Source organism: Luteimonas sp. MC1825 (assembly GCF_014764385.1).
Lineage (GTDB): Bacteria > Pseudomonadota > Gammaproteobacteria > Xanthomonadales > Xanthomonadaceae > Luteimonas.
On sequence record NZ_CP061714.1, the window covers coordinates 1,576,889 to 1,588,605 of the forward strand.

General features: G+C 69.9%; 9 protein-coding genes. 7 read left to right on the forward strand and 2 right to left on the reverse strand.

Features of this window, described 5'->3' with window-relative positions; translation table 11 throughout:
- Window positions 1–46: 46 nt before the first annotated feature.
- The 6 genes from IDM46_RS07270 to pilH all read left to right on the forward strand — a co-directional run bounded on the left by IDM46_RS07270 (window position 47) and on the right by pilH (window position 7,804).
- On the forward strand, window positions 47–2,914 hold the full coding sequence (locus IDM46_RS07270; RefSeq protein ID WP_185115328.1) for a 2-oxoglutarate dehydrogenase E1 component: 2,868 nt from the start codon (window positions 47–49) through the stop codon (window positions 2,912–2,914).
- Window positions 2,915–2,955: 41 nt separating this feature from the next.
- A complete protein-coding gene (gene sucB / locus IDM46_RS07275; protein WP_185115329.1) occupies window positions 2,956–4,194 on the forward strand; it encodes a dihydrolipoyllysine-residue succinyltransferase in 1,239 nt (412 codons plus the stop codon).
- Window positions 4,195–4,209: 15 nt separating this feature from the next.
- Window positions 4,210–5,646 (forward strand): dihydrolipoyl dehydrogenase, encoded by a 1,437-nt coding sequence (gene lpdA, locus IDM46_RS07280; RefSeq protein ID WP_185115330.1) that lies wholly within the window; start codon window positions 4,210–4,212, stop codon window positions 5,644–5,646.
- 102 nt (window positions 5,647–5,748) lie between these two features.
- The gene (locus tag IDM46_RS07285) at window positions 5,749–6,342 is read left to right on the forward strand and encodes a TIGR00730 family Rossman fold protein (protein WP_185115331.1); all 594 of its coding nucleotides are present in this window, start codon (window positions 5,749–5,751) and stop codon (window positions 6,340–6,342) included.
- A gap of 9 nt (window positions 6,343–6,351) precedes the next feature.
- Entirely contained in the window at window positions 6,352–7,344 is a 993-nt protein-coding gene (locus IDM46_RS07290; protein ID WP_185115332.1) for a YhdH/YhfP family quinone oxidoreductase, read from the forward strand.
- Between the two features lie 70 nt (window positions 7,345–7,414).
- Window positions 7,415–7,804: a twitching motility response regulator PilH gene (gene pilH / locus IDM46_RS07295; RefSeq protein WP_182820982.1), complete on the forward strand. Its 390-nt coding sequence runs from the start codon at window positions 7,415–7,417 to the stop codon at window positions 7,802–7,804.
- 34 nt (window positions 7,805–7,838) lie between these two features.
- Here the strand turns inward: pilH and IDM46_RS07300 are convergent, their stop codons facing one another.
- Window positions 7,839–8,723, reverse strand: coding sequence for a DnaJ C-terminal domain-containing protein (locus IDM46_RS07300; protein WP_182820979.1), 885 nt, complete (start codon window positions 8,721–8,723; stop codon window positions 7,839–7,841).
- Between the two features lie 128 nt (window positions 8,724–8,851).
- Between IDM46_RS07300 and IDM46_RS07305 the strand changes: the two genes are divergently transcribed.
- Entirely contained in the window at window positions 8,852–9,331 is a 480-nt protein-coding gene (locus IDM46_RS07305; protein ID WP_182820977.1) for a peroxiredoxin, read from the forward strand.
- A gap of 3 nt (window positions 9,332–9,334) precedes the next feature.
- On the opposite strand, the gene pbpC is transcribed toward IDM46_RS07305, so the two are convergent.
- Window positions 9,335–11,695, reverse strand: a complete 2,361-nt coding sequence (pbpC, locus tag IDM46_RS07310; RefSeq protein WP_185115333.1) for a penicillin-binding protein 1C — start codon at window positions 11,693–11,695, stop codon at window positions 9,335–9,337.
- Between the last annotated feature and the right edge of the window lie 22 nt (window positions 11,696–11,717).

Genomic DNA, 11,717 nt, shown 5'->3' on the forward strand with positions numbered 1-11,717 from the left:
TGCCAGGCGCGGCCAATCCCCCGAAACGAGCCCGACAAGACCAGACGTGGACAGTCTACTGAAGCAGTTTGCGCAGTCCTCCCAGCTTGGCGCCAATGCCGCCTATATCGAGGACCTGTACGAGCAGTATCTCGTGGACCCCGACGTCGTCGGCGACACATGGAAGGCCTGGTTCGACGCCTTCAAGGGGCGCGAGGCCGGTGACATTCCCCACTCGGTGGTGATCGACGCGGTCGCCCGCGCCGGCCGCGACGCCGCCGCCGGCACGTACAGCGCCGCCAGCCCGGTCGACATGGAGGCGCAGCGCAAGCAGGGCTCGGTGCTCAAGCTGATCACCGCGTACCGCTCGCGTGGCCACCTGCGCGCCGAGACCGACCCGCTGGCGATGGCCACCAAGCCGGAGGCACCGGATCTCGAGCTGCCGTTCCATGGCCTGTCCGATGCCGACCTCGACACCGAGTTCGCCACCGGGCCGGGCGTCAATGCCACCAGCACCTTCGGCGGCGCGGCGCGGATGCGCCTGCGCGACCTGCTTGGCATGCTGCGCGCAACCTATACCGGCCCGATCGGCGCCGAGTTCATGCACATCCCCGAAGCCGACCAGCGGCGCTGGATGTACGAGCGCATGGAGACCGCCAGCGGCCGCTTCAACCACGCCGCCGACGAGCAGCGCCGGATCCTCGAGCGCCTGACCGCGGCCGAAGGCCTGGAACGCTACCTGCACACCAAGTACGTCGGCCAGAAGCGCTTCTCGCTGGAAGGTGGCGACTCGCTCATCCCGCTGCTCGACACCGTGATCCAGAACGCGGGTTCGGACGGCGTCAAGGACGTGGTGATCGGCATGGCCCACCGCGGCCGCCTCAATGTACTGGTCAATACCCTCGGCAAGAGCCCGCGCAAGCTGTTCGACGAGTTCGAGGGCAAGTTCGAGCACCACGACCGCGCCCACGCCGGCGACGTGAAGTACCACATGGGCTTCTCGGCCGACGTGGTCACGCCGGGCGGCCCGGTGCACCTCGCGCTGGCCTTCAACCCCTCGCATCTCGAGATCGTCGACCCGGTGGTCGCGGGCTCCGTGCGTTCGCGCCAGGAGCGCCGCGGCGACACCGCCCGCAAGCAGGTGATGCCGATCCTCATCCACGGCGACGCGGCGTTTGCCGGCCAGGGCGTGGTGATGGAGCTGTTCCAGATGTCGCAGGCGCGCGGATTCGCGGTCGGCGGCACGCTGCACATCGTCATCAACAACCAGGTCGGCTTCACCACCAGCCACCGCGAGGACGCGCGCTCCACGCTGTACTGCACCGACGTCGCCAAGATGATCGGCGCGCCGGTGCTGCACGTGAACGCCGACGATCCCGAAGCGGTCGCGTTCGCCGCGCGCCTGGCCTACGACTTCCGCCAGCAGTTCAGCAAGGACGTGGTCATCGACCTGGTCTGCTACCGCCGCTGGGGCCACAACGAGGCCGACGAGCCCGCCATCACCCAGCCGGTGATGTACCAGGTGATCCGCAAGCACAAGACCACCCGCGAGCTGTATGCCGCGCGCCTCGAGGCCGAGGGCGTGCTGCCCGCCGATGGCGGCAAGGCGCTGGTCGACAGTTTCCGCGACCGGCTCGATGCCGGCGAAGTGACCACCGAACTGGCACCGGTCGAGAAGACCCCGCCGGGCAGCGCGATGTTCGTCGACTGGGGCAAGTACCTGGCCGGCGCGCTGTCGGACGAGATCAGCACCGCGATCGACGGCGCGCGCCTGCGCGCGCTGGCTACGTCCATCACCACGATCCCGGACGATGTGGAGCTGCATTCGCGCGTCGCCAAGGTCTACGAGGAGCGCCGCAGGATGGCCGCCGGCGAGGTGCCCGCGGACTGGGGCTTCGCCGAGAACCTCGCCTACGCCACCATCCTCGACGAGGGCTACGGGCTGCGCCTGGTGGGCCAGGACGTCGGCCGTGGCACGTTCACCCACCGCCACGCGATCCTCCACGACCAGAAGACCGACGCGTACTACCTGCCGCTGGCCAAGCTGGCCACGTCGCCGGAACGCGCCAGGATCATCGACTCGCTGCTCAGCGAGGAAGCGGTGATGGCCTACGAGTACGGTTTCTCCACCACCGACCCCAACACCCTGTGCATCTGGGAGGGCCAGTTCGGCGACTTCGCCAACGGCGCGCAGGTGGTGATCGACCAGTTCATCGCCTCCGGCGAAGCCAAGTGGGGCCGCATCACCGGCCTGACCCTGCTCCTGCCGCACGGCTACGAAGGCCAGGGCCCCGAGCACAGCTCGGCGCGCCTGGAGCGCTTCCTGCAGCTATGCGCGCTCGACAACATGCTGGTCTGCGTGCCGTCCACGCCTGCGCAGGCATTCCACATGCTGCGCCGGCAGATGCTCATGACCACGCGCAAGCCGCTGGTGGTGATGTCGCCGAAGTCGCTGCTGCGCCACAAGCTCGCGGTGTCGACACTTGACGAGATGGCCGGTGGCGAGTTCCAGCCCCTCATCGGCGATGCCAACGCCAAGCCGGCGAAGACCAGGCGCGTGGTTCTGTGCTCGGGCAAGGTCTACTACGACCTCATCGAGGACCAGGCCAAGCGCGGCCAGGACGATGTGGCCATTGTCCGCGTCGAGCAGCTCTATCCCTTCCCGCGCGTCGCGCTCGGCGCCGAGCTGGAAAAGTACGGCAAGGCCGCCACCGTGGTCTGGTGCCAGGAAGAGCCGCAGAACCAGGGCGCGTGGTACCAGATCCGCCACCACCTGCAGGCCTGCCTGGCGTCCGGCCAGGAGCTGCACTACGCCGGACGCCCGCGTTCGCCGTCGCCGGCTGCCGGGCACTTCGCCGACCACGTGGTCGAGCAGCAGAAGCTGGTCGCCGACGCCCTCATCGAACCTGCCGGCAGCGTTTTCGCAGCCGACTGACCCCTACACGCCAAAAGCCAAGACCAGGACGCACCCAGACCATGGCCACCGAAATCAAGGTACCGGTACTCCCCGAATCCGTTTCCGACGCGACCATCGCCACCTGGCACAAGAAGGTGGGCGACGCCGTCGCGCGCGACGAGAACATCGTCGACCTGGAGACCGACAAGGTCGTCCTCGAAGTGCCCTCCCCCGTCGAGGGCGTGATCAAGGAGCTCAAGTTCGAAGAGGGCGCCACGGTCAACAGCCAGCAGGTGATCGCGATCATCGAGGAAGGCGCCGCCGCCGCGAAGGCCGACGCCGCCCCGGCTGCCGGTGCCGCCAAGGGCGAGCCCGCCGCCGGCGCGCAGGAAGTGATGCCCAAGGCCGAAGCCGCCAAGCTCGAAGCCAAGGCGCCCGCCTCCACGCGTCCCGCGCCCGTCGGTGGCACCGACGCCCTGCCCCCGGGCGCGCGCTTCACCGCGGTCAAGGACGGCATCGATCCGTCGCAGGTCGAAGGCACCGGCCGCCGTGGCGCGGTGACCAAGGAAGACCTGGTCAACTACGCCTCCGGCAAGAGCGCCGGCGTCTCCGGTGGTGCGCGCCCCGAGGAACGCGTGCCGATGACGCGCATCCGCAAGCGCATCGCCGAGCGCCTGATGCAGTCCAAGAATTCCACCGCCATGCTGACCTCGTTCAACGAGGTCAACCTGGGCAAGGTGATGGCGATGCGCAAGGAGCTGGGCGAGGCGTTCCAGAAGCAGTACGGCGTGAAGCTCGGCTTCATGAGCTTCTTCGCCAAGGCCGCGGCCAACGCGCTGCAGAAGTACCCGGTGGTCAACGCGTCGGTCGACGGCGACGACATCATCTACCACGGCTATTCCGACATCTCGATCGCGGTGTCCACCGAAAAGGGGCTGGTGACGCCGGTGCTGCGCAACGTCGAGCGCATGGGCTTCGCCGACATCGAGCTGCAGATCGGCGACTACGCGAAGAAGGCGCGCGACGGCAAGCTGTCGCTGGAAGACCTGCAGGGCGGCACGTTCACGATCACCAACGGCGGCACCTTCGGCTCGCTGATGTCGACGCCGATCGTCAACCCGCCGCAGTCGGCGATCCTGGGCATGCACACCATCAAGGAGCGTCCGATCGTCGAGAACGGCGCCGTGGTCGCCGCGCCGATGATGTACATCGCACTCAGCTACGACCACCGCATCATCGACGGCAAGGACGCGGTGCTGTTCCTGGTCGACATCAAGGACCAGCTGGAAAACCCGCATCGCATGCTGTTGGGCATGTAACGAAAAGGAACGGACATGGCTGAACAGTTTGATGTTGTTGTCATCGGTGCGGGCCCCGCCGGCTACCACGCCGCGATCCGCGCCGCGCAGCTCGGCATGAAGGTCGCCTGCATCGACGCCGGGCTGGGCAAGGACGGCAAGCCCGCGCTCGGCGGCACCTGCCTGCGCGTGGGCTGCATCCCGTCGAAGGCGCTGCTGGATTCATCGCGCCAGTTCCACAACCTGCAGCACATCTTCAGCCAGCACGGCATCACCGCGACCGACCCGAAGATCGACGTCGGCACCATGGTCGGCCGCAAGGACGCCATCGTGAAGCAGTTCACCGGCGGCATCGCGCAGCTGTTCAAGGCCAACAAGGTCGCGCCGTTCTACGGCTTCGCCACCCTGCATGCCGATCGGCGGGTGTTGGTGAAGCAGCACGACGGCAGCGAGGTCGAGCTCACCGGCACCAACGTCATCATCGCCGCAGGCTCCGATTCCATCGAGCTGCCGTTCGCGAAGTTCGACGGCGACACGATCGTCGACAACGTCGGCGGCCTGGACTTCACGGAGTTGCCCAAGCGCCTGGCGGTGATCGGCGCGGGCGTGATCGGCCTGGAGCTCGGCAGCGTATGGAAGCGCCTCGGTGCCGAGGTCGTGATCCTGGAAGCCCTTCCCGACTTCCTGGCCGCGGCCGATGCCGAAGTGTCGAAGCTCGCGGCGCGCGAGTTCAAGAAGCAGGGCCTGGACATCAAGCTCGGCGCCAAGGTGTCGAAGGCCGAAGTGACCACCAAGGGCAAGACCAGGGAAGTCCAGGTCACCTACGCCGACAAGAACGGCGAGCAGACCATCACCGTCGACAAGCTGCTGGTGGCCGTGGGCCGCCGTGCCGCGTCGAAGGGGCTGCTGGCCGAGGGTTCCGGCGTGAAGCTCACCGAGCGTGGGCAGATCGAGGTCGACGAGCATTGCCATACCGGCGTCGACGGCGTCTGGGCGGTCGGCGACTGCGTACGCGGGCCGATGCTGGCGCACAAGGGCTTCGAGGAGGGCATCGCGGTGGCGGAGCTTATCGCCGGCCTGCCCGGCCACGTCAACTTCGACACCATTCCCTGGGTCATCTACACCGAGCCGGAGCTCGCCTGGGTCGGCAAGACCGAGCAGCAGCTCAAGGAAGAAGGCATTCCGTACAAGTCCGGCAGCTTCCCGTTCGCCGCCAACGGCCGCGCCGTGGCGATGGTCGAGCCGGCCGGCTTCGTGAAGGTGCTGGCGCACGCCGAGACCGACCGCGTGCTCGGCATGCACCTGGTCGGCGCGAACGTGTCGGAGCTGGTGCACGAGGGCGTGCTGACCATGGAGTTCAAGGGCTCGGCCGACGACCTGGCGCGCATCTGCCACGCGCATCCGAGTCTCTCGGAAGCGATCCACGACGCCGCGATGGCGGTCGACAAGCGCGCCATCCACAAGGCGAACTGAGAACAGCGGCAGGTGGCCGATGCCACCGCGCCGCACACAGCTGGAACACGCGCCGGGCATTGCCCGGCGTCGTCCTTTCCGGCCCATACGGAATCAACACAGATGAAAAGCCTTTGCGTGTACTGCGGCTCCAATACCGGCGCGCACCCCGCCTACCTCCGGCATGCGATCGCCCTGGGGACGCGCATGGCGCAGGACGGCATCCGCCTGGTCTATGGCGGCGGCAACATCGGCCTGATGGGCGCGGTGGCCGACGCGGTGCTCGCCGCGGGCGGCGAGGTGGTGGGCGTGATCCCGAAGCAGCTGGTCGACATGGAAGTGGCGCACCTCGGGCTTACCGAGCTGGAAGTCGTGGCATCGATGCACGAGCGCAAGTCGCGGATGTTCGACCTTGCCGACGCCTTCGTCGCCCTGCCCGGCGGTTTCGGCACGCTGGAGGAGATCGTCGAGATGCTCACCTGGCGGCAGCTCGGCATCAGCGACAAGCCGTGCGCGATCCTCGACGTCGAAGGCTACTACCAGCCGCTGATCGCGATGATGGACACGATGGTGGCCGAGCGGTTCCTGCACCCCGGCCAGCGCGAGGACCTGTGGACCGGCGGCGACATCGACGCCATGCTGGCGTGGATGCGCAACTACCGGCCGGCGCAGGCGTCGAAGTGGCTGGACGAGAAACGCAGCCGCGAGCTGCGCTGAGGAGACACCATGACCATTCCCGGCCGCTTCAACGCCTTCCGCATCCACAACGACGACGCGGGCTATCGCAGCGGCATCGAGCAGGTCGGGGTCGACGACCTCGCCGCCGGCGAGATCGTCATCCGCGCGGCGTACTCCTCGGTCAACTTCAAGGACGCGCTGGCCGGCACCGGCAAGGGCAAGATCCTGCGGCGGTTCCCCCTGGTCGGCGGCATCGACGTCGCCGGCCACGTGGTGGCGTCCAGTGACGCAGCGTTCAAGGAAGGCGACGCGGTGCTGGTCACCGGCGGCGGCCTGGGCGAGACCCGCGACGGCGGCTACAGCGAGTACGCGCGCATCCAGTCGGCGACGGCCATCGCGCTGCCGGCGGAGCTGTCGCTGCGTGACGCGATGGTGCTCGGCACGGCCGGGTTCACCGCGGCGCTGGCGCTGCTGCGCATGACCGAAAACCGCCAGCATCCGGGCCTCGGCCCGATCGCGGTCACCGGGGCCAGCGGCGGCGTCGGTTCGCTCGCGGTCGACATCTTCTCGTCGGCCGGTTACGAGGTGCACGCGGTCAGCGGCAAGCCCGGACAGGCGGAGTACCTCGCGGCGATCGGCGCCAGCAAGGTGCTGGGCCGCGACGCGCTGGCCACCACGCGTCCGCTGGAGTCCGAGCGCTTCGGTGGCGGCCTCGACACGGTCGGCGGCGGCATGCTCGCCAGCCTGCTGGCGCAGACCGTCGCCTACGGCAACGTCGCCAGCACCGGGCTTGCCGCAAGCCACGAACTGACGACTACCGTGATGCCCTTCATCCTGCGCGGCGTCTCGCTGCTCGGCGTGGCCTCGACCAGTCCCGCGCGCGACATCCGCGAAGAAGTCTGGCGCCGCCTCGCCTCGGACTGGAAGCCGCGCCACCTGGACCGCATCTGCACCCGCGAGGTGCGCATGGAGCAGCTGGCCGAGGTGTTCGACGGCATGCTCGCGGGCGGTTCGCACGGGCGCACGCTGGTCGCGATCTGAGCAGCCGCGCACGGTGGCTTGCAGGTCCCACCGCGACGGCTACAATCGCGGGCACACACCGGGGGACAACATGGCGCGCATCCTGATCGTCGACGATTCGCCGTCGCAACTGATGGGCATCCGTCGCATCGTCGAGAAGCTTGGGCACGAGGCCTTGACCGCCGAAGACGGCGCGGCCGGTTTCGAGGCCGCCAAGCGCGAACTTCCCGACCTTGTGCTGATGGACGTGGTGATGCCGAACCTCAACGGCTTCCAGGCCACGCGCTCGATCACCCGCGAGCCGACCACGCGCCACATCCCGGTGATCCTGGTGACCACCAAGGACCAGGAAACCGACAAGGTCTGGGGCATGCGCCAGGGCGCGCGCGCCTACCTGACCAAGCCGTTTTCCGAGGCCGAACTGGCCGACGCGATCGTCCGCGTGATCGCACCGGAACCCGCGCCGCCGACCGCGGCCTGAGCACCGCGCGCGGCGCTGGCCGCGCCCGACACAGTCACCCGCCCGCGAACGCGTCGCGCAGGGCCGCGTAGGCCGCGCGCTGGGCGTCATCGCGCGGCGCCGGCGCCTGGATCTCGATCTCGACGATCTGGTCCCCATCGGCCTGGCCGCCGCTGCCCGGCAGTCCACGGCCACGCAGCCGCAGTCGACGCCCCGCCTCGGAGCCCGCAGGCACCTTCAGTTCCACCGTGCCACCGAGCGTCGGCACGCTGACACTGGCGCCCAGCGCGGCATCCCAGGGCGCCACCTGCAGGGCATAGATGATGTTGCGGCCATCGACCTCGAAGCGCGGGTCGGTGGCGTATTCGACCTCGAGCAGCAGGTTTCCGCCGCGTTCGCCCTGCCCGGCCAGGCGGATCACCTGCCCCGGGCGGATGCCACGCGGCACCCTGACCTGCAGCGTGCGCCCGCCGACCGAGATGCGCATCGCATCGCCGCGGTGCACGACGTCCAGCGGCACCGCCAGGCGTGCGCGGATGTCGCCGCGCGGCGGCGCGGAATAGCCCGGCCCACCGCGTTGGCCCTGGCGCCTGAACATGCTTTCGAAGAAGTCGCTGAAGCCGCCGTTGCCGCCGCCGCCGAATACCTCCTCGTAGTCGAAGCCCTGTCCGCCGCCACCACCGAAGCCGCCCGGGGGCGCCTGCACCTCGTCACCCGGGCGGTAGCCACGCGCGCGCAGCTGGTCGTAGGACTTGCGCCGCTCGGGATCGCGCAGCGCTTCGTAGGCCTCGTTGACGGCCTTGAAACGCGCTTCCGCGTCGCGCTCCTTGCTCACGTCCGGGTGGTACTTGCGGGCCAGCCGCCGGTAGGCGGTCTTGAGCTCGGCCTCGCCCGCCGTGGGCTCGACGCCGAGGGTGTCGTAGTAGTCCTTGAACTGCATCGCTGCTCCGGGAACGCCCGCCGTAAAGGGGGTCACGGCCTGCGGCAGGTTACCAAGATCGGTACGCGCCGTCGTGGCATCCTGTGCGCCTGCGGCAACGCCGCCGCCATCCCCACAGGAGCACGCGCATGTCCATCCAGCCCGGTGACACCATTCCCGAGGTCACGCTCAAGCACATCAACGACGGCGTGCAGACCATCGACACCCCGACCCTGTTCGCCAACAAGAAGGTGGTGCTGTTCGCCGTCCCCGGCGCGTTCACGCCGACCTGCTCCGACCACCACCTCCCGGGCTTCGTGCAGAACTTCGACAGGTTCCGCCAGCGCGGCATCGAAGTCGCCTGCATGGCGGTCAACGATCCCTTCGTGATGCAGGCCTGGGGCACGAGCCAGCACGTGCCGGACGGGCTGCGCATGCTGTCCGACGGCAACGGTGATTTCGCGCGCGCGCTCGGCCTGGAAATGGACGCCAGTGCGTTCGGCATGGGCACGCGCAGCAAGCGCTTCGCGCTCTATGCCGAGGACCGCGTGGTCAAGGCGCTGTTCGTCGAGGCCCCGGGCGAGTTCAAGGTGTCGGCCGCGGAGCACGTGCTCGACGCGATCGGCTGAGCTTCAGCGGCCGACGTCGAACGCGAGGCTCGACCACGCGCCACTGTCGGCGAGCGCGGTCAGCTGCTGGCGTCCGGGCACAGCGAACTCGCGCTGCAGCACCTGGCCGGCGCGCGTCTCGCCGATCCAGCGGCCGTTGAGCAGCCACTGCACGCGGCCCGCTGCGCCGACCGCGCGAAGGGCCAGGCGCGGCGGGCGCGCGGCCCCGGGCGGGCGCACCAGGAGCGCGCCGTCATTGACGCCCTCGATGCGCAACGACGCCACGGCTTCACGGCCGTCGTCACGGCAATCCGCTGCCAACGGTGGCAGTTCCGAACGCGCACGTTCGGCTGCCGTGAGCCAGGGCGTGGCCAGCGCGGGCCAGCGCGCCAGCACCCGCGCCTCGCGCCGGTGCGCCTGCGTGCACTCGGCCGACAGGCGCTGGCCGCTTGCGGCATCGATCTCGAAACGTTCCAGCCCGCCGGCCCACGCGCGGGCCTCGCGTTCGGGCAGCGTCGGCGGCACCGCGCCATCCAGCACCCAGGCCTGCATCGACCGCTGGCAGGCAGCCGCTGGCTGCGCGCTCGCCGACGTTCCCAGCGGCCAGCAGACGGTCTCGCGGCCCACGCTTGCCGGGGCGGCTTGGCGCGCGCCGTCGCCCGGGCGACGCGGCAGGCTGTCGATCACCTCGAACATCAGCGGCAGCGCGGTCACCGCGCCGTACTGGCCCGGCAGCGGCGTGCCGTCGGGCCGTCCGACCCACACGCCGACCGTGTGCCGGCGCGTTGCACCCAGCGCCCAGGCGTCGCGAAACCCGTAGCTCGTGCCGGTCTTCCACGCCACCCGCGGCCGCTGTCCGGTATCGAACGTGTCGATGCGCTCGCCGGGACGCGGATTGGCGGCGAGGATCTCGTTGACGATCCACGCCGCACCGGGTGACAGCAGTCGCCGCTCGACCTGCGGCGCATCCGGCATGTAGCGCACGCGGCCGGCGACGCCGCCACGCGCGAGCGACGCGTGCGCCCCGACCAGGTCCTCGAGCCGCGCACCGGTGCCACCCAGGATCAGCGACAGGTTGGGCTGCACCCCGCGCGGGAACCGCAGCGCGATCCCGGCGTGGTCGAGCCGCGCCGCGAAGCGCGTGGCGCCGACACGGTCGAGCAGGTCCACCGCCGGCACGTTGAGCGACAGGCGCAGCGCGGTGGCCAGCCCGACCGGGCCGTTGAAGGCGGCATCGAAGTTGCCGGGACGGTAGCCGCCGAACGACTGCGGCGCGTCGAGCAGCAGGCTTTCCGAATGCACGATGCCGTCGTCGAGCGCCATGCCGTACAGGAATGGCTTCAGGGTCGATCCGGGCGAACGCCAGGCCTGCACCATGTCGACATGGCCCAGCCGCGGGGCGTCGCCGAACGCCGCCGAGCCCACGTAGGCCTGCGCTTCCATGCTGGCGTTGTCGACCACCAGCAGCGCCGCCGACGTGCGCTCGGGCAGGCTGGCGAAGTACGCGGTGACGCGTTCCTCGAGGGTGCGCTGCAGGGCGGCGTCGATGGTGGAGGTGATGCGCTCCTTGCCCGGCTGCGCGCTCCTCAGGCGCTGCGCGAGCAGCGCGGCGAGCAGCGGCGGGCGCAGCGCGCGCGCGACCACCGGCTCCACCATGGCGTCGTCGACCAGCGCCTGGTCCCAGCGGCCCAACGCCACCATCCGCGCCAGCACCTTGTCGCGCGCGCGGCGAGCGGCCTCCGGCTCGCGGTCCGGGCGCAGCCGCGTCGGCGCCTGCGGGAGCACGGCGAGCAACGCCGCTTCGGCGTGCGACAGGCGCGCCGCCGGCTTGCCCAGGTACGCCCAGCTCGCGGCCTCCACGCCTTCGATGGTGCCGCCGAACGGTGCGCGTTCCAGGTACAGGGCGAGGATCGCGCGCTTGGACAGATGCGCTTCGAGCTGCAGCGCGCGCAGCAGCTGCCGCAGCTTGCCGGGCAGCGTGCGCGGATGCGGGTCGAGGATGCGCGCCACCTGCATGGTCAGGGTGGAGCCGCCGGAGACGATGCGGCGATTACCCGCCATCTGCCAGCCGGCGCGCAGCAGCGCCACCGGGTTTACGCCGGGATGCCGCCAGAACCAGCGGTCCTCGTAGGCGAGCAGCGCTTCCAGGTACAGCGGAGAGACCGACTCCGGCGTGGCCGGGTGTCGCCAGATGCCGTCGGCGTCGGCGAATGCACGCAGTGGCGTGCCGTCGCGCGCGGTCACCAGCGTGCTGGTGTCGCGGGCGCGCGGCAGCGGCGGCGGGAACAGCTGGTCGAGCACCAGCAGCATGAGCAGCACGGCCACGGTGCCCCACCGCAGCCAGGGCAGCACGCGTCGCCAGCCGCGCCCGCGTGCTTCAGCCATTCCCGTGCACCAGTGCGCGTAC